Source organism: candidate division KSB1 bacterium, from assembly GCA_034521575.1.
Classification (GTDB): domain Bacteria; phylum Zhuqueibacterota; class Zhuqueibacteria; order Residuimicrobiales; family Krinioviventaceae; genus JAXHMJ01.
Genome location: JAXHMJ010000003.1, coordinates 610066 through 628590 on the forward strand (window position 1 = coordinate 610066; position 18525 = coordinate 628590).

The following is an 18525-nucleotide window of genomic DNA, read 5'->3' on the forward strand; positions in this document are numbered from 1 at the left end:
AGTGGATGATGTTTCTGTTCATATGTATTTTTCAGTCCGGTCCGGGCCGTACATTTTATATTTTTCTGCCTGTGAAAAGCTTTGCTGAATAAAGCGAAGAAACAGCAGCGGGCAGATCAGGTGCCCGCTGCCTCGAGTTTATTTTAAAAGCAGCATTTGTTTGCTTGAAACCTTATCCCCAGCCTGAATTTGATACAAATAGGTTCCGGATGGCACCTGTTCACCTGTCTCATTTACGCCATTCCACAGAATACGATGAGAACCTGTATTCTGCATACCCTGATCAAAACTTTGTATCAGCTGACCCTTGATGTTGAATATTTTTATGCGCACTTCGGAAGGTTCATCAAGTGAAAAAGTGATCGTGGTGCTCGGATTGAACGGATTCGGCGCGTTAAACGTCTCAAAATTGTCGTCATTCATCTCTGTAGCTTTGTTCAATCCCTGAAGCCATTCGCGCACTGCGGCTCTGATCTCCTGTCTGGACAAGCCTTGCTTTCGCAGAGACCGGATGTATTGCCGCAATTGTTTTTTCTCAATTCGGGACAAATCCTTTAATCTTTTCGGTCGTTCCAGTCCCCAGGACTCGAACAGTTCCGCAACCGCCTTGTGAATCTCTTCGCGTGAAGCGCCCTGTTCGCGCAGGTCCTGTATCGTGGATTTGAGCGTTTCCCGCTGTTGCTCGGTCAACTGATGAAATTGCGGACCGTGACCTCGTCCGGGCCGTTCCGGCAGTTTTAGTCCCCAGGATTCGAACAGTTCGGCCACCGCCGCGTGAATGTCTTCGCGCGAGGCGCCCTGATCACGCAGGTTCTGTACGGTCTCCCGAATCATCTGTTGCTGTTCTTCCGTCAGATTTTCATTCAGAAAATGTCGTCCTTGATGCGGTTGTGCCATGGTCAATGCCGCAGTCAGTAAAATCAGGGGAAAAGCGCTGTGAAAAATATATGATATCGTTTCATGATCCTGCTCCTTGGTTAAAATAAGAAAAGAACGCGTTCCTGATGAATTCACCGGTTTGACAAAGCTGGTTCAGTTTTATTCCAAAAAAAGTTTATTCGGGGGGCTCGGTTTATCCCGGTCCTTGTCTTTATAAAATCCACTATCCGGTTCCGGCCGCGGTTTTCTGTTATGAAAATGCGGTCGTTTGTCCCGGTGACGGCGTTCTTTCAATCGTTTGATCTGTTCTTCGGTCAGGAGAGGCCTCATTTCCTTGAACATCGAGTCCAGAATGGTTTTGGTCTCTTTTAAAACCTGTTTATGATTGCTTTCAAGCTGTTCACGGTACTTTTGCCAGATGACTCGCAGCGTATCAGCCTGTTCCGGGGTGGGCTGAACCACCCGCGCGAACAGCTTTTCGAACATGAGATCGGCACGATGGTCTTTAAATTCCCGGATACGCTGCAGCATATAGACCCGGTATCCCAAAACCCCAATAGCCATGCCGATTAATAAAGTGACAATCAAAATTAATGTGCTTTTTGATTGTTTTTTCATAGCAAATCCTCCAGAGATTCGGCAAGATTCGGCGTAAATGTTTCTTCCACCGTCATATTTGAGATCAAATAATTATAGATCACCGGGTACGAGTGGTTCTGCATGATATTGATGGATATCAGCAAGGCAATGATCAACGAAGCCGCGATGGCCAGCCGCTTGAATTTGCTGTAAATCAGTACAAACAGGTCGGGCGGGTCCTGAACCGCCTTGTAAATCCGCTGGGTTACCCGTTGCGCAAAAAACGGCTGGAATGAGAACTCGGGCGCTTTATCAAACCATTGCTGGGTTTGTTCCAGCATAGCCCGATCCGCTTTGAGCTGCGGATGGTTTTCCAAAGCGGCATCTAACCGGCGCTGCTTTCTGTCGGAAAGTGTGCCTTCAAGAGACCGCAATAACAATCTACGCCATTTATATCGCATTATATTCACCCATGTATGGTTCCAATACTTTTTTGAGTTTTTCCTGTGCGCGCGCCAGTCGTGAGAGCACCGTACCCTGGGGAATGTCCAAAATTTCCGCGGTTTGCCAGGTGCTGTATCCTTTTAAATAACGCAGCACCACCACAGCGCGGTGTTTGGCATCCAGAGCCTGAAGCGCCCGGTGTACTTGCTGTTTGCGCTCTTTTGCATCATAATCGGGCGGATCACCGGTCTGGTTGTGCGCCTGTTCCAGAGGCAGATGCACTTTTTCCATGCGTTGTCTGCGCTTTATCGCGTTCAGGGATAAATTGATCGCGATACGGGTCAGATAGGTCGACAATGCAGAGTCGCCGCGGAAATTCGACATGCTGTTATAAAACCGGATAAACGCTTCCTGACCGACATCGTCCGCTTCCGAACCGGGGCCCAGCATTCCGATGACAGTAGCGGCGATCTGCGATTCATAGCGTTCGACCAAAAGTCGAAACGCTGAACTGTCTCCGTTGATGGATGCCTGAACAAGTTCCTGGTCCGATGGCGCTGACATTCTACCTCATGGTTTTATTGATTAGACAATAAAGTATAAGAATTATTCCCTGGTATTACCAGGTTTTTGTGTGTGAGTACAGCCGGTTTGCTGATGAATGTTTGCTTGTTTTTCCGGATATTTTTGTTAATTTACGAGTATACGACCGTAAACACCAAACGAGCAGGACCATGCCCGCACAATCAACCAAAAGGAGATTTTTGTGACCGCACTGGTAACCGGCGCTGCCCAACGCATCGGCCGCGCCATCGCACTGCATCTGGCATCCCGGGGCTGTCAGATTGCCCTGCATTACAACCATTCCGCGGATGCTGCCCGCGAGACACAGGCGGAGATAGAACGCGCCGGTGTAAGCTGCCGACTTTATCAGGCGGATCTCTGCGATATGCAGCAGACCTTGAATCTGATACCCGGGGCGCTTGCTGATTTTCCGGATCTGGGTCTGCTTGTCAACAGCGCCTCGACCTTTGCAAAAGGACGAATAGTAGAGACTGACCCGGATTATTTTGATAAACATTTCAGCATTAATTTCAAAGCGCCCGTATTTCCTGTTGCGCGAGTTTGCACGACGTGTGGGGAAAGGTCATGTGATTAACATGCTGGATACGGAAATTGACAACAATCTCTCAGAGTACAATGTATATCTTTTGGCAAAAAAATCAATGGCTGAGCTTACCCGCATGGCTGCCCTGGAACTGGCGCCGGATATCCGGGTGAACGGTATTGCCCCCGGACATGTCTTGTCCCCGTCCAACCGCGATGATACCTTTGAACAGCGTGTACGCGACAAGACACCGCTGCGGCATCTCGGCAGTCCCGATACCATTACCCGTACTCTGGATTTTTTACTGGACACTGAATTTGTGACCGGCGAAATTGTAGTGGTGGACGGCGGGTACCGGTTGTGAGACTGAAAAAGTGCTCAACAGATTCCTTGAATCGGTGCAGGCAGAAATGTCTCAAAATTTGATTTTCCCCGAGCTTTAAGGTGTAAGAATTTTATGCTGATCGAATTTATATCCGTCATTAGGAGTGTTAGTATGCAATGTTTTAAAAGTGTATTGTTTTTTCTTTTTATGATTATTGTCCTGAACCCTGCTCAAGCGGAATTCAAAGAGTCTTTTCAAAATACATCCTTGAATGGCTGGAGCTGGTTCACCGGAGACGGGGCCGTAACTATGGATTTTGTCCGGAAAGACGGGTATGCGCGTATCAAAGTAGACGCCACACAGGATCGGCACAACGTGTGGTGGGCGATCATAAAGCGCAATGTCGCTGATGATGTGGATATGAAATCATTGCAAAAGCCTGGATATGAACTGCGCGTAGAGGCCAAAGTGCGTTTGAGTTGTGCCCCGCGGCGGATCAATTTTATGGTGAACACTCAGAGAACCACCAATTTTCACAAACAGTTGCGGGAGTACGATATTGCTGATACCACAGACTGGCATGTCATCAGCATGACCACGCAGGATTTTGATGCCGTGCCCGGGGATTCCGTGTTTGTGCAGCTGGGTGTAACGGATTGGGGTGTCGGCCGTTATCATGTGGATCTGGATTATTATCGCGCCCGGGTGTTGAATGTGAATCAAGCTGAGCCAGACGCAGGAGAACCCCTGGTATATCACCCACCCATTCCTGAGACGAGTGCGTTTTCCAAACATTTATCTGTGGCACAGGATGCGGTCATTCATTCCGAATTCCCGGATGTCAATTTTAATGACTGGCATGTGGGTGGACAGGATAGCGCGCGCGTATTAACTGTGGACGCCGATCACTGGGTGTTGTTGCGCTGGGATTTTTGTTCTTGTGCCGGAAAGAGAGCGGAAAACGCCGGTTTGCTGGAACTCACAACCTATTCTGTGCTCAGGGGCGGTGATTACATTGCACCTTATGGATGGGATTTAGGCATGGAATTTGATAAAGTCCGGGTGATCGAGATTCCGGGTGGTGATCCAAACTGGCAGCAGCAGAATGTGACCTATAACGATTTTATCAATGGGCAAGACTTGTCACAGGTTTTCAACGGCCAGATGATATATGATTTTGAACCGCAGGAAACCAGGGACAGTCGAAATTTCATTACCATTTCGCGGCCCGTGATGCAGCGTCTTCTGGACGGCACAACCAAAGGATTGCTCCTGCGTCCGTTGGGTGCTATCCATGCTTCATTTTATGATTCTCAGAATAAATCGGCTGCGGGTCCGAAACTGCATTTTAACGTGATACAGCGCTGAGCCGTAATGATCTCATGATGTATTGACGTCTGTATCCCGATCGCCAGGACATTTACCGGAATAATCTGCACATTAACGCCGGACTGTCGATCCGATGCGTGCGGGATTGAAACGCAATCAACAGCTTTTAAATAATTTCAACGGCAAACGATTAACTGCGCTTTATTGTTTGTTGGTTTTTTAAAGCATGATCGTCTAGCGGTTCATGCGTCTGGTTTAACGTGCTTTTTTGCTTGAATTACGATATGAAAAAAATTCTATTTGAAAAACGGATATGATTATGGACGAACAGATTAAAAAATGGGTGAAAACCTGGAACGCAGCCGAATCTGCTATGCAGAATATCAGGAAAAAAGAGATCAGCGCTCCGGATTATTATATCAAAAACCGCGATATTTTAAATGATATGCTGTGGTACGCATGTGAGCACGCCACTGTCCGTAAAACAACCGGTCTTGTCGAACAGCAATATTTCTTCAAATTGATTCATGAAAAGCAGAACGATCCGATATGAATAATCAATCTCTATCCGTTAATCCATTATTCAAGGCTGCTTTGGAATTACAGTACTTTTTTCAACTGAAGAACTGGAATTACTGCTTTATTGGCGGATTGGCTGTCATTCGATGGGGAGAAATGCGCATGACGCAGGATATCGATATTTGTCTGATGTGTGGATTTGGCGCTGAAGAGGTCTATGTACGGGCACTATTACGCGAATTTCGCTCGCGTCTCACAAATGCCCATCAATTTGCAGTTCAAAACCGGGTTCTTTTATTGTATGCTTCAAATGGCGTTTCAATCGACATCTCTTTATCAGGCTTGCCATTTGAAGAAAATATGATTGAAAGAGCGAGTTATTTTGAATTTCTTCCAGAATATTCATTACTTACCTGTTCTGCAGAGGATTTGATTGTCTTAAAAGCCTTTGCTGACCGGGATAAAGACTGGGTAGATATTGAGGGAATTATATCTCGTAATAAAACCGACATTAATTACCACTATATAATTGAACAATTAACTCCTCTATGTCAAGCCAAAGAGGCACCGGCTATTCTTGAAAGATTGAATAGATTATTTGGGGAGTAATGATAATATTAAATCTATGAAATTAATTCGTTTTCTCAAAAAAAAGGGAGGCTACCAGGCAATCGATTTTAACCAGCAGTTCCATGACACTTGCCTGTATTTTCACCATTCTTTCACTCGTGCTGTGTGTCCTGCAGATCATTTTACGCAAAAAAGTCAATCTGATCACCCTGTGCCGGGTATCTGTATTTCTGCCGCTACTCGCGGTTTTGATCAAAGCAGCGGCGGATTGGGGTAAAGCCTGTGCGGCGATGTCAGCCGCTCATGGTCTTCCCGAGGGAGCTATGACATCCAGACACGCAGCCATGCTGAATATGTTGTCCGTCGGATTTCTCTTTACGCTGGGACTATTGATTGTCTATGCAGTGACAAAAGTAGTTTTTGATAATACGAAACCCAAATCCAGTCAAATACAGAGTTGAAATTTATACGTATAAATAAATCAAATGATTACGTATAGCCAATCATTACGTAATGAGATGATAGTTGATTACGTACATGTCTTTCAGACAGGTGAACGAAATCTCGGGTCATATGAATGGATTCAGTCTGGAATAATTCTCCGATTGCGGTGTATCATTGTAAACAGTGCAATATACAATCAAGGAGAATTGCCATGCCGGCGACCAAAACATCACCCCGCTTTCCTGATTCTGTTCTTTATAGAGTATACATAATCCTGTGGATTCTATGTGCTCTTTTGGCGCTGAACGTGCATGATATCATGATGGAATATGCTCCCGGAAAACTAAAAACTCCCCACGACCCAATAGACGCATTAATAATAAAAAACCCGGAGCCGCCTGGCTCCGGGTTTTTGCTGAATCTTACAGCGTCGTCTTCAGACTGACAAACACATTCCTCAGAGCTGCCGGAATATAATATCCGCTGCCGCCCCAGGCGTAGCCGCTGACCTCGTATTTCTCGTTCAGCACATTGTTTACATGCACGGACAGCAGCAGATTCACGCCGCTGAATTCCGGCAGCTGCAGTCGGGCAGTGGCATTGACCACGTTGTATGGAGTGATCGACAATTGTTCTGTTTCTGAATTGTCCAGATAAATGCGTCCGATGTGCTGGCCGTGCACGGACAGATACAGGGGGCCGAATGTACGACTGGCGCTCAGGTTGACCATAGTTTCCGGAAAACCGGAAATGGTGTTGCCGTCACGACTGTACGCATCATAACCGGTATAATCGTCGTTCCACAAGTATTCCGTATAATCGATAAATGTATTGTCGCTCCAGGTGAAATTACCTGCCAGTGTCACATCGCCGGAAATGTAAGCTCGGGCATCGAACTCGATACCGCGGTGCCGTGATCGGTCGGCGTTGCCGTAGATGGGATAGCCGTCGTCTGTGATGCCGCCCGTGGGCACGATTTCGTTGTCAAAATCCATCCAGAATGCGTTGAATTTCATGCGCAGACGAGTGGTCTGATAGCCCCAGCCCAGTTCATAATCGCGCAGGGTCTCGGCCTCAATGTAGGGGTCTTTGTAAACGCCTTTTTCCAGGTTCATGGTGCGGAACAGGGGAGCGGCATCCGGATCGTTGGCATCGTAAATATCCGAGTCCTTGGGCTCGCGATTGGCCATGGAAGCATTGACAAACACGTTCAGAGCTTGATTGATATTGTAATTCACTCCGAGGCGTGGTGTCAGAAAATCATAGGTCAAATCATATTCGTGTCCCGGGAACGCCCCCATTTTTTTTTGATCAAAATCTGTATACAGGTGCTTGTACTGCAGATCGAATTTCAGGAACAGAGAGGGAGTGATGCTGTACAGGTCATTGAAGAACAGGGCAAACGATTGTTTCGCGCCGTTGTGTCGATAGTAAACATGATTGGGCGGTACATCAGACGGCAGGCGATTTCCCCATTTGACCTCGCCCCAGTGTTTTGATGTAAACGTGCTGAATTCGCCGCCGATTGTGAGGTCATGCTCGCGCCAGTTGGTGTGCACCTGGGGAATCCAGCCGAACTGCTGCTTGTCCACCCATTTTTGTTCTACCAGATCTGTTTCTGTCACCGTTTCACCGTCGATTTCGGCGCTGTGCATGTTGTAATCGGTCAACGACTTGCCGGTTTTGTACTGCTCATAGTAGCCGTCGCCTTTGATGAAAAACAACGTCGATTCGATGGCGAGATTGTCCAAAGGCGTCCATTCATTGATCAACTGATAATGCGGTTGATGGAACGAATCCTTGGCGTCCTCATATTGGTACGAATTGTAGGTGCGGTCGGTTTTAAGACGTTCACGCGTAATACCGTTCCAGGCAAAATGCGCTTGCATGGGGCCGCCGAACAGGTTGATGGTGGTTTTCACGTTTTCATCATAGCGGCTGGCGCTGAAAAAGTACGACCAGGCGTCTACCCAGGACTTGTCGCGGTAGCCGTCTGTGCTGATTTTTGAAAAACGCCCGTGAAACGTATATGTATTATTCACCAGACCAGAGTTCAGTGACACGGTATGCTTGCGGGTGTTATAACTGCCGAATCCCGCCGTGTACTGAATTTTGCGTTCATCCGCAGCCGTGCTGGTTTTCAAATTGACCGTTCCGGCAAATGCCGCAGTGCCGTACAATGAATTGGCCACACCCCGTTGCACCTGAATATCCTCCAGATTGGCGCTGATGTCCGGTAGATCGTAAAAATAAGTAATGTGATCTTGCGGATCATTCAGCGGCACGCCGTTGATGGTGACGCCCACCCGTGTGGCGTCAAACCCGCGGATCTTGATCTCGGAATAGCCGATCGGGCCGCCGGTATTCGAATACGAGTATACACCGGGGACCTTGTCCAGCAGCAGCGGCACTTCCTGGCTGAAATACTCGCGTTCGATCTCTTGAGCTGAAATATCCGTAAAGGCCACCGGTGATTTGCGTTCCACGGCACGATTGGATACCACCTGGATCTGCTGACCTTTGAGGACCTGCGGCTGCATGTCTATAGACAACTGCAGATTTTCGTCAACTGTGATCTGTTGTTTGTACACCCGGTAACTGATATGTGATACGGCCAGGGTATAGGTGCCAGTCGGCACATTGTTCAGGTGAAAACGGCCCTGTTCCGAGGTCGCGGCGCCCTGTTTACTGTCCAGTAAGGTGACATTGGCGCCCGCCACCGGAGCGCCGTCTTTTTGGTCCGTGACCGTACCGGTGATGGTATACGAATACAATGGAATTGTTAAAAATACGAGTGTAATAAAAGTGAGACTGCTCTCATAGCGAACTCCTTTCTACGAGCCTCGCCAGAGCAGGGAAGGCTTACAGCGGCTATGAAATACTGCGCTTGCTGCCGTTTCCCTACGCTAGCATTACCTAGTTCAGGTTTCAGGGTATGATCTCAGGTCGAATGACCACCCCTAACGGGTTATAGATTATTTTAATATACTAAATGCTTTGCTTATTTGCAAGAAGGAACAGCATCCCGTTTTTGATTATTCCGAATATCTCCAGAAATACATTGCGTTTTTTTTTCTATTTTGATACATTGTATAACTGGATTGATATAACAATTAATTGTTCAGTCTGGGATTAAACAGAGAGGAACACTATTGAATTCATTAAAAGAAATACTGGCTCCATTTGAAGGGGAACGGTTGCTTGAATGGTTCACGGATCTCATAGAGTTATGGCACGATACCGCCCCTTTGAAACCCAATGATACCCAGTCTCCCAAAGGAATGACTCAGTGGGTGTTATACAAGAATTTTCTGGTCTGGCATTTGGAAGAAATGATACGAGACAAGAATGTAAGCGCAGAAAAGATTCCCCAAATTGAACGTGCGATCGATAAAAATACGCATATTCGCATGGATGTGCTGGAACAAATTGATATCTGGATCGATAATGTGCTCACCACGGCGGGTGTCCAAGTAGATGAAAATGCACCTGTGCACTCTGAAACACCGGCCAATATTATCAACCGATTATCTGTGCTTTGTCTCAAAATTTACCATTTGAATGAACGTTTAAGAACCGAATCAAGGGATCATGATACCAACACAATGCGCATCCGTCTCAATATCCTTGAGGAACAGCGCCGGGACGTGGCACATGCGTTGGATGAATTGGTCAAAGAGCTGCGTTTGGGGCAAAAGAAGCACAAAGTATACCGTCAATTTAAAATCTATAATGATCCGAGTTTTCATCCGGAATTATTTGAGGATAAAAATAATAAAGGGGAATGATATTGCCCTTTCATGTTGTATTAAAAGGGAATGCCTTGCTGAATGATTGGCGTACAATGGGACAGAGACATTAACTATGAATGTCGAATTTAAATATCTGAGCAAACCGCAGACAATTTCTCTGCCTGACAACACACGTATTCTGAATACAGAGAACTTTGAACTCGTACAGGATACTTATATTGCTATTATCAAATCCCTGCTGCAGCCGCTTGGATATGAGCGATCACTGTTTGATATGGCAAAATCTGTTGATACCGCGTGTGTGACGATCGATGCAATGATTCCGAACCCCATTCTTGATATGGTGCTGCGGCCCGTGCTTAAAACGCTGCACGCTGCCGGATTGGCCTATACCGATATCTGTATTCTTTTTGCAGCAGAATATCCGCTTGAAGTTAAAAAGTCAATGGTTCGTAAAAAGGTCAGCAAAGATATTCGTGATTCGTATCATATCGAATTTCATGATAATTTTACACTCACCAACCATCAGCTCGCCGGAGACACGTCGCGTCAGACTCCGGTTTATATGGACCGCCGATTTCTGCGCACCCAGATGAAAATTGCCATAGGACGCGTTATACCACATTTTGCAGTGGGCTTGTTTGATTCTATCAGCGTTGTGGGACTCGGATTGACGAGTCCGGATACCCTGAAAGCTCTGTACGCTCTGGCGCGACAGGATATTCATGAGAACGGCACCTTTGATACTGTGATGCACCGGGATATTGTTGAAATATGTGATTTGGCACAGGTCGATTTTATTGTCAATATACTCATGAGCGCTCAGGAACGCGTCATGAATATTTTTTCCGGCAAGATAAAAGATACGTATCAAAAGACCGAGTCTGTTTTGCAGTCCCAATATACCGCAAATCTGAAAGAACCGGCAGACGCCGCCGTGGTAACCAGCGGACTGACCGGCGTGGAAAAATGGTATTTGCTTATCGAAACTGTGTGCAATGCTGCGCCGAGTGTCAGGGAGCACGGGAGTATTGTTTTGCTGTCCGATCTCCTGTATCAGATGGATAACGCCAAAATCCGCGCATGTACGTCTTTGGAAGATTTTTTATCTATTTTTCTGGAACAGAAACGCTGGATGGGTATTTTTGAAATTCTTGAAGAAAAGTTAAAAAATAGAACCGTATATTTTCCTATTGGTGTTTAGAAAACCATCCAAAGCGACTCTGAAACCGGTCCTGTACTGTGCTTTACCTCTTCAATTCGTTCGGCATTGAGCCGGATAGAAAAACAATACGGAACGGATTACCGTTGTCTGGCTCTGCCTGAGGGGTTGTCTACCTTTATTTTTGCTGCTTAGGAACTTGTTCCATCCAATTTCGTTTAATTTTTTGTGGATAATGATCCCGATTTTGGAATGTATTCGTTTGCTTTTACGTTAATATTACTAAATATAGTCCGTTTTTATGGAGGTATATATGCACAGGATTTATGCCATAGAACCCCTGGAAGCTCTCAAAATGTCTATACAGTCTGAAAAAGAGATGACAGAGTTTTATAAAAAAGCACAATCATTGTTTTATAACGATGAAGCCGAATCCACCCTGAAACAGATGCTGAATGCGTGCCTGCAAAACCGACAAAAAAGTATCAGCCAATACAGCCAGGTAAGCGGAAAACGGATATTGTATTTGAATTTGGACCGAAAACACCGGCTTAATTCTCTCATGCACTGTGGCAAAGACAGCCGGGAATCCATTAATACGGCAAAACGCAATGAAAAAGAGCTGGTGGATTTTTATATGACTCTGTCCCGACGGTTTCTGGATGCTGATTTGCGAGCTTTTTTCCGGAGTTTGGGTGACGAACATCAGGATCATCTGCACAAACTCGAAAAACGATTCGAGAACCCGGAATTGTTTGATGAATCGGCAGAAAAACAGAATGCCGAAGCTGCCTGACGCCTGATCAAAATTTGATCTTTTGGGCTCGCAAGATTATTTCTTGCGGGCTTTTTTTTTCTGCAATTGCAGTAATCCTTGCTTTTAATGCTAAATTCAATTATTTTATTAGGTTTGGATAGATGAGGCTTTATGAAACCAGTATATATGGATCATCATGCAACGACCCCGGTCGATCCGGATGTTTTAGATGTGATGATGCCCTTTTTTTCTCAGGAATTCGGCAATCCTTCCAGCAATACACATGAATATGGCCATCGTGCCAGAGAGGCTGTTGAGCTGGCGCGGGTTCAGATCGCGGAATTGATCGCTGCATCATCTCCCGATGAAATTGTATTTACAAGCGGGGCGACCGAGGCCAATAATCTGGCTGTAAAAGGCAGCGCCCGATCCGCGCAACAGCGTTCCGGGCGCAATTTAATCACGCTTCCGATCGAGCATAAATCAGTGCTGGACCCTGTCGCCCGCCTTGAAAAAGAAGACGTAAACATTCGCTATTGCCGGGTCAATCAATACGGACGCATCGACCTGGAGCATCTGCGTTCCCTGCTAAATGCAGATACAGTCCTGGTATCTGTACAGGCAGCCAACAGCGAAATCGGCACTTTGCAACCACTGACGGAAATTGCGGCTATTGTACGCCAATATCCTGCGCTCTTTCATGTCGATGCAGTCCAGGCCGCAGGACGTGTGCCTCTAAACGTGTACCGGGATTCGATTGATTTGTTGTCGCTTTCGGCACATAAAATGTACGGCCCCAAAGGCGTGGGGGCATTATATGTACGCAAAGGCTTGCGTTTGACGCCGTTGCTGGATGGCGGCGGTCATGAACGCGGATTGCGCTCCGGTACCTACAATGTTCCCGGAATTGCGGGAATGGGCAAGGCGGCTGAACTTGCCGGGCGTAATCTGGACGAGCACAGCCGGGCAATGCGCGCTTTGCAGCAGCGGCTGTGGAATGGTTTGCTGGAGCAGATTAAAGATATACAGCTGAATGGACATCCCGAACACCGGCTTGCGAATAATTTAAACATTGCTTTTACCGGCGTGGATGGCGGATCACTTGTCCTTTCATGCCCGGATGTGGCGCTTTCGACAGGTTCAGCCTGTACCTCGGCATCGCCGGAGAGTTCCTATGTGCTCAAAGCGCTTCAAATCCCGGCAGCCCGGGCTCGCTGTTCGGTGCGCTTTGGTTTGGGTAAAGGAAATACTCAGGAACAGGTGGACACTGTGATTGACAGCCTGAGCCGTGCCGTCGCCGGCATACGGCAGAGATCAATTTTACCGCAATTCAGATAAGCTTAATACAGGAGTAAAACTCGTTATGAAACCATTTGAAATAACATCGGATGTTTACTGGTGCGGCGCACTGCATCCGGACTTGCGCGTGTTTGATATCATAATGCAGACCAAAAACGGTTCCACCTATAACAGCTATTTTATCAATGATGAGAAAAAGGTCGTTATTGATGCCGTGAAATTGAAATTCTCGGATCAATATCTTGAAAATTTGAAAACATTGGTCGACCCGGAAACCCTGGATTATATCGTCGTTCAGCACAACGAACCGGATCATTCCGGCAGTCTGGTTCAATTAATGGATGTCGCTCCGAATGCCCGCATTGTATGCTCCAGGGGCGCTGTGAAATATGTGCAAAATACCGTGAACCGGGATGTGGATATTATTCCGGTGCGCAATGGCGAAACGCTTGAACTCGGCAGCCGAACCCTGCAGTTTGTAGTCGCTCCCAACGTGCATTGGCCTGATACCATGATGACCTACAGCGCAGAGGACAAAATATTATTCACATGCGACTTTTTAGGCGCTCATTTCTGTGACAGCCGCATGCTGAATACCAAAATTACGCGCGATATGTGGCCTGATTTTAAAGACTATTTCGACAAGATTATGCGACCGTTTAAAAAGAATGTGCGCAGCGCTCTGGAAAAGATCAAAGAACTGGAGTTTGAGACTGTTGCTCCGTCACATGGGCCACTGCTGCAAGGTGATCTTGGAAAATATATTTCCGCTTACCGGGAGTGGTCGGCCGCGTCGCCGGAGAACGATCCGCCTAAAATGCTCATTTATTATGCCAGCGCTCACGGCAATACCGGAACCATGGCCGAGCTGATCGCTCAGGGCGCTAAAAAACAGGCGGATGTTCAGGTGTACAATGCCGAGGGGCTTGACCCGGAGACGCATCTTGATCTGATTGAGACAGCCGATGCGGTTGTCTTGGGATCTCCGACACTTAATAATGACGCCGTTAAACCTGTTTGGGATGTGATAAACAGTCTGGTTACTATCGACGTTAAAGGCAAGCTGGGCGCAAGTTTCGGGTCTTACGGTTGGAGCGGGGAAGCTGTAAAAATGCTGGATGCCCGGCTGGCTGACCTCAAGTTCAAGGTCCCGCACGAAGGGCTGAAAGCTGTTCTGATCCCGGGGCCGGAAGAGCGCCGGGCTTGTATTGAATTCGGAGAAAAACTGGCGAACGAATTGAGCAAATAAACGGGGAGGATCATGCAAGAACACGAATACAAAGTGCTGGATCAGGGATTTGTTCGCCTGGTTGATTTTATGGGCGGCGATTATGCCGTGGTTCAATCGGCGCGTGTGTCCTATGGTAAGGGCATTACTCATGATGAACGCGATAAAAAGCTGCTGTTTTTTTTGCTGGCAAACGGACACGAAACTCCGTTTGAACATTCGGTATTTAAATTTCATGTAAAATGCCCGTTGTTTGTCGCACGCCAATGGTTTCGGCACCGCATTGCAAGTTATAATGAAATGTCCGGCCGCTATACAAAAATGAAAGAAGAATTTTGCCTGCCTGAACGGCTGCGTTCACAAACCGCGGAAAATTACAAATATATTGATGTTCCTGAGGAACTCAATTCCGAGCTTTTGGGTAAAATAGAGGAGCATTACCAGAGGGCATTCGAGCTGTATCAGGAATTGCTGAACGCCAAAGTCGCCAAAGAACATGCGCGTATTGTCCTGCCGCTGGCGTTGTATACCCAATTTTATTGGAGTGTCAACTGCAGAGCGTTGATGAATTTTTTGAGATTGCGAATGGATGAACACGCTCAGTACGAGATTCGGGAATATGCCAATCGGATTGCCGAGCTTTTCCAACTGAAAATGCCCTGGACGCACGACGCGTTTCAAAAATATGTCATCAAGAATGAGAATCTGGGATCAGAATGAATCATAAAGCAAAACCCAAAGTCCGACTGCCCAGCGGAGAACAAGCGCAGGTTGTCAGAAAATTGATCCAGTCCAGTCAGCTGCATACGGTTTGCCAAAGCGCCCGGTGCCCCAATATCGGCGAATGCTGGAGCCGCAGAACGGCCACGTTTATGATTATGGGCGATGTCTGTACACGCAACTGTCGGTTTTGTGCGGTTTCGTCCGGCAAAGTCGGGCCGCTGGATGCTGAGGAACCAAAGCGGGTTGCCCGCGCCGTTGAGTCGCTGGGATTAAAGTATGTGGTGGTGACATCCGTCACCCGCGATGATCTGCCGGACGGCGGCGCCTGGCATTTTGCCGAAACCATCAGGGAAATCCGCAGTCAGCAGCCTGAATGCAAAATTGAGGTGCTCATTCCGGATTTCAAAGGCGACCGAAACGCGCTGGATACGGTGTTTGCGGCACAGCCGGATGTGCTGAATCATAATTTGGAAACGATAGAACGACTGTACCCGCAGGTTCGCCCGCAGGCGGATTATCGGCAATCTCTGAATTTACTGGCCTATGCGCACGAAAAGGGGATGACCAGCAAAACCGGCATCATGGTGGGACTCGGAGAAACCCGAAAGGAGATTGATACGCTGCTACAGGATGTGATTGATGTTAACTGCAGACTGTTGACGGTCGGCCAATATCTGCAGCCTACGGTGCAGCATGTGCCGGTTGACCGCTATGTGCCGCCGCAAGAATTTAGAGAGATTAAAAAATCCGGACTTTTTCTGGGGATTAAGCATATTGAAGCCGCTCCGTTGGTCAGAAGTTCTTATCATGCCGACGAGCAGTATAAATCAACAAGAGTAAATGACGATTAGAGGATATAAATGGCAGTAATGGATATTATCACATACGGGCATCCGACATTGCGAAAACAAGCGGAAAAATGCGATGTCAATCATGTTGATCAGGCATTTATCAAAGATATGATTGAAACCATGTATCTCAAAGACGGGGTGGGGCTCGCTGCCCCGCAGGTCAATGTGTCAAAACAGTTTTTGGTCTGTCAGGACGGAGAACAGGAATATATTCTGATCAACCCCAAAATCATTGCACACAGCGAAACCCGCAGCGCAGAGTATGAAGGCTGTTTAAGTTTGCCGGGACTGCACGCCAAAGTCCCAAGACATGACAAGGTGGTGGTCGAGGCGTTTAACCAAGAGGGAAATAAAGTCGAAATCAAGGCCAGGGGGTTGCTGGCGGTTGTGCTGCAGCACGAAATCGATCATCTCAACGGAGTATCGTAGATCGATCGCGCTGACTTGCAGACCCTGTCCTGGACTGATGCAGAGTTTGTCGAGCCGGACCTGCGGGAAACCAAAGCCGATATAGATACCCTGCAACGCATTTTTTCTGAACAAAACAGGGATTTACCCGAACTCGAATTTGAAATCCTGCCGGGTCACTGAACACAAAACCAACGGAAACCGATATGAAAGCTATTGTGCTCGCAGCCGGATACGCGACACGCTTGTACCCCTTGACCAAGGACCGCCCCAAACCCCTCTTAAGAGTCGGGGAAAAGACCATTCTGGACTATCTGTTAAAAGGATTTAACCAAATTCCGGTATTGGATCGGGTCTATATTGTTTCCAATGCCAGGTTTGCATCGATTTTTGCAGAATGGGCCCGGATTGTCAATCAGTCCGATCGACATCCCGGATTTCAGGTGGAGGTTTTGAATGACGGATCGCTGGATAATGAATCCAGACTGGGTGCTATTGCTGACGTACAGTTTGCTATCGATCAGGCCGGCATCGAAGAGGATTGTATTGTGGCGGCGGGAGACAATATTTTTCGCTTTGATTTTAAAGATCTGCACGAGACATTTCAAAGCCATGATGCGGATACGATTGTGGTTCAGGAGCTAAAGGATCGGGAACGGCTCAAACAACGCGGTGTGGTGTCCTTTGATGCCAATTGTAAAATTACGTTATTTGAGGAAAAACCGCAAAAGCCGCAATCAACCTATGTATGTCCGGCGCTTTATATGCACAAACAGTCGACATTACCGCTGTACAAAGTCTTTTTAAACGATCATACAACAGCGGACGCTCCCGGGCATTTCATCAGTTGGTTGTATCAACAAACCCCGGTCTATGCGTATGTCATGTCCCGGCCGGCGCTGGATATCGGCACGCTGGCGGTTTACAAGGAGATACAAAAAAAATATTCGATATAGATATTCAAAGCGGAGTTTACTGATGAGCAAGGAGAGAGAATTTTTTGCAGGACTGGATCTGGGCGGCACTTTTTTAAAATATTCCCTGGGTACCCGTAAAGACGGGATGCTGGTCAAAAAAAGACGCCGAGCAAGGCGGATCAATCGCAGGACGCCATTTTCAATGTTATTTTTTCAGCTATTGAGGATTTGCAGCGTTGCGCCAAAGAACGGGATGGCCAACTCGTGGCTGTCGGTTTGGGCAGTCCAGGCGCTATTCATTTTGAGGATTGCCGTTTGATGGGAGCCACTCCGAATATGCCGGAATGGACAGATGCTCCTATCCGGTGAACGTATTCAAGGACAGTTTGGAGTTCCGGTGTGGGCGGATAACGACGGCAATCTGATGGCCTTTGGTGAAGCGCGTCAGGGTGCGGCCAGGGGTAAAAACATGTCCTCTGTGCAACGCTGGGCACCGGCATCGGAGGCGGCATTTTGATCAACGGTTCTCTGTACCGAGGCAGTCATTATTCGGGATCGGAGATTGGACATATTTCTATTGTGCATAACGGCCGATTATGCAATTGCGGCGGCCAGGGCTGTTTTGAGCAGTATGCCTCGGCGACATCCATGATCCGGCGCTATCAGGAACGTATGCTGGAAATGAACCGGCCCGCCCCGGAATCCGGTGGAACCAGGCTGATTTTTGACCGTGCAGCCAAAGGTGAACCTATTGCAGACGAAATTATCTCGGAAACCGTGGACTATCTTGGAACCGGTTTTGCGAGTCTGGTTAATGTGTTTAATCCTCAAGTGCTGGTTATCGGTGGCGGCGTAGCCGAGGCCGGGGACGAATTTATCACCCGTGTTGAACGCGCCATTTACGGCAAGGCGATGAAACCTGTTCTGCGGGACCTGCAGGTGGTACGGGCACAACTGGGCAATGACGCCGGAAGTATCGGCGCTATCCATATGGCCGCGGAAATGTATGAAAAATCAAAATAAACCTTGCATCTTTTTTCAATCTGTTTTATCTTTAAGGTGTTAAACCGGAGAAAAATATGTACTGCCACCATCATTCACATCATCATCACAGCAAGATCCTTTCGGGAGGTGGGTAACGTACATTGACATTGATTTTTTTTCAAGCCTTCCGAACCACACGGAAGGCTTTTTTATTTACTACACGCAGGATCGGTTCCGGATTCGAATC

22 protein-coding genes, 1 pseudogene and 1 riboswitch are annotated in these 18525 nt (G+C 47.3%); of the genes and pseudogenes, 18 read left to right on the forward strand and 5 right to left on the reverse strand.

The annotated features are described in order from the left end of the window. Window positions 1–138 precede the first annotated feature (138 nt). The 4 genes from U5R06_11150 to U5R06_11165 form a co-directional block, all read right to left on the reverse strand. Complete coding sequence (locus U5R06_11150) at window positions 139–897, reverse strand: FlgD immunoglobulin-like domain containing protein (protein MDZ7723333.1); 759 nt, start codon at window positions 895–897, stop codon at window positions 139–141. A gap of 141 nt (window positions 898–1038) precedes the next feature. After that, window positions 1039–1497, reverse strand: a complete 459-nt coding sequence (locus tag U5R06_11155; GenBank protein MDZ7723334.1) for a hypothetical protein — start codon at window positions 1495–1497, stop codon at window positions 1039–1041. Beyond that, window positions 1494–1919 (reverse strand): hypothetical protein, encoded by a 426-nt coding sequence (locus tag U5R06_11160; GenBank protein ID MDZ7723335.1) that lies wholly within the window; start codon window positions 1917–1919, stop codon window positions 1494–1496. The genes U5R06_11155 and U5R06_11160 overlap by 4 nt, the downstream gene beginning before the upstream one ends. Beyond that, window positions 1909–2466, reverse strand: coding sequence for an RNA polymerase sigma factor (locus U5R06_11165; GenBank protein ID MDZ7723336.1), 558 nt, complete (start codon window positions 2464–2466; stop codon window positions 1909–1911). Before U5R06_11165 ends, U5R06_11160 begins: the two co-directional genes overlap by 11 nt. Window positions 2467–2668: 202 nt before the next feature. Here U5R06_11165 and U5R06_11170 point away from each other — a divergent pair. From U5R06_11170 to U5R06_11190, 5 genes and pseudogenes are all read left to right on the forward strand, one after another. Then, a pseudogene (locus tag U5R06_11170) lies at window positions 2669–3322 on the forward strand (SDR family oxidoreductase). Between the two features lie 184 nt (window positions 3323–3506). Further along, entirely contained in the window at window positions 3507–4703 is a 1197-nt protein-coding gene (locus tag U5R06_11175; GenBank protein ID MDZ7723337.1) for a hypothetical protein, read from the forward strand. A gap of 280 nt (window positions 4704–4983) precedes the next feature. Continuing rightward, window positions 4984–5217: a hypothetical protein gene (locus U5R06_11180; GenBank protein MDZ7723338.1), complete on the forward strand. Its 234-nt coding sequence runs from the start codon at window positions 4984–4986 to the stop codon at window positions 5215–5217. Further along, the gene (locus tag U5R06_11185) at window positions 5214–5792 is read left to right on the forward strand and encodes a nucleotidyl transferase AbiEii/AbiGii toxin family protein (protein ID MDZ7723339.1); all 579 of its coding nucleotides are present in this window, start codon (window positions 5214–5216) and stop codon (window positions 5790–5792) included. Before U5R06_11180 ends, U5R06_11185 begins: the two co-directional genes overlap by 4 nt. Window positions 5793–5875: 83 nt before the next feature. Next, complete coding sequence (locus U5R06_11190) at window positions 5876–6214, forward strand: hypothetical protein (GenBank protein ID MDZ7723340.1); 339 nt, start codon at window positions 5876–5878, stop codon at window positions 6212–6214. A 405-nt stretch (window positions 6215–6619) separates the two neighbouring features. Here the strand turns inward: U5R06_11190 and U5R06_11195 are convergent, their stop codons facing one another. Beyond that, on the reverse strand, window positions 6620–8971 hold the full coding sequence (locus tag U5R06_11195; GenBank protein ID MDZ7723341.1) for a TonB-dependent receptor: 2352 nt from the start codon (window positions 8969–8971) through the stop codon (window positions 6620–6622). Window positions 8972–9078: 107 nt separating this feature from the next. Continuing rightward, window positions 9079–9169: riboswitch (TPP riboswitch) on the reverse strand. Between the two features lie 180 nt (window positions 9170–9349). Between U5R06_11195 and U5R06_11200 the strand changes: the two genes are divergently transcribed. The 13 genes from U5R06_11200 (at window position 9350) to U5R06_11260 (ending at window position 18317) form a co-directional block, all read left to right on the forward strand. Further along, window positions 9350–9985, forward strand: coding sequence for a DUF4254 domain-containing protein (locus tag U5R06_11200; protein MDZ7723342.1), 636 nt, complete (start codon window positions 9350–9352; stop codon window positions 9983–9985). A 76-nt stretch (window positions 9986–10061) separates the two neighbouring features. Next, window positions 10062–11153, forward strand: a complete 1092-nt coding sequence (locus U5R06_11205) for a lactate racemase domain-containing protein (GenBank protein ID MDZ7723343.1) — start codon at window positions 10062–10064, stop codon at window positions 11151–11153. A gap of 271 nt (window positions 11154–11424) precedes the next feature. After that, entirely contained in the window at window positions 11425–11907 is a 483-nt protein-coding gene (locus tag U5R06_11210) for a hypothetical protein (protein ID MDZ7723344.1), read from the forward strand. 132 nt (window positions 11908–12039) lie between these two features. Then, on the forward strand, window positions 12040–13206 hold the full coding sequence (locus U5R06_11215; protein ID MDZ7723345.1) for a cysteine desulfurase family protein: 1167 nt from the start codon (window positions 12040–12042) through the stop codon (window positions 13204–13206). Window positions 13207–13231: 25 nt separating this feature from the next. Beyond that, window positions 13232–14416, forward strand: coding sequence for an FprA family A-type flavoprotein (locus tag U5R06_11220; protein MDZ7723346.1), 1185 nt, complete (start codon window positions 13232–13234; stop codon window positions 14414–14416). Between the two features lie 12 nt (window positions 14417–14428). Further along, window positions 14429–15115: an FAD-dependent thymidylate synthase gene (gene thyX / locus U5R06_11225; GenBank protein ID MDZ7723347.1), complete on the forward strand. Its 687-nt coding sequence runs from the start codon at window positions 14429–14431 to the stop codon at window positions 15113–15115. Then, window positions 15112–15969, forward strand: a complete 858-nt coding sequence (lipA, locus tag U5R06_11230) for a lipoyl synthase (GenBank protein ID MDZ7723348.1) — start codon at window positions 15112–15114, stop codon at window positions 15967–15969. The genes thyX and lipA overlap by 4 nt, the downstream gene beginning before the upstream one ends. 9 nt (window positions 15970–15978) lie before the next feature. Further along, window positions 15979–16398, forward strand: a complete 420-nt coding sequence (gene def, locus U5R06_11235; GenBank protein ID MDZ7723349.1) for a peptide deformylase — start codon at window positions 15979–15981, stop codon at window positions 16396–16398. 15 nt (window positions 16399–16413) lie between these two features. Beyond that, window positions 16414–16560: a hypothetical protein gene (locus tag U5R06_11240; GenBank protein ID MDZ7723350.1), complete on the forward strand. Its 147-nt coding sequence runs from the start codon at window positions 16414–16416 to the stop codon at window positions 16558–16560. 23 nt (window positions 16561–16583) lie between these two features. Further along, window positions 16584–17333 (forward strand): nucleotidyltransferase family protein, encoded by a 750-nt coding sequence (locus U5R06_11245; protein MDZ7723351.1) that lies wholly within the window; start codon window positions 16584–16586, stop codon window positions 17331–17333. 189 nt (window positions 17334–17522) lie between these two features. Further along, window positions 17523–17663: a hypothetical protein gene (locus U5R06_11250; GenBank protein ID MDZ7723352.1), complete on the forward strand. Its 141-nt coding sequence runs from the start codon at window positions 17523–17525 to the stop codon at window positions 17661–17663. After that, window positions 17647–17811: a hypothetical protein gene (locus U5R06_11255; protein MDZ7723353.1), complete on the forward strand. Its 165-nt coding sequence runs from the start codon at window positions 17647–17649 to the stop codon at window positions 17809–17811. Before U5R06_11250 ends, U5R06_11255 begins: the two co-directional genes overlap by 17 nt. Beyond that, window positions 17808–18317 (forward strand): ROK family protein, encoded by a 510-nt coding sequence (locus U5R06_11260; protein MDZ7723354.1) that lies wholly within the window; start codon window positions 17808–17810, stop codon window positions 18315–18317. The genes U5R06_11255 and U5R06_11260 overlap by 4 nt, the downstream gene beginning before the upstream one ends. Window positions 18318–18525: the final 208 nt, after the last annotated feature.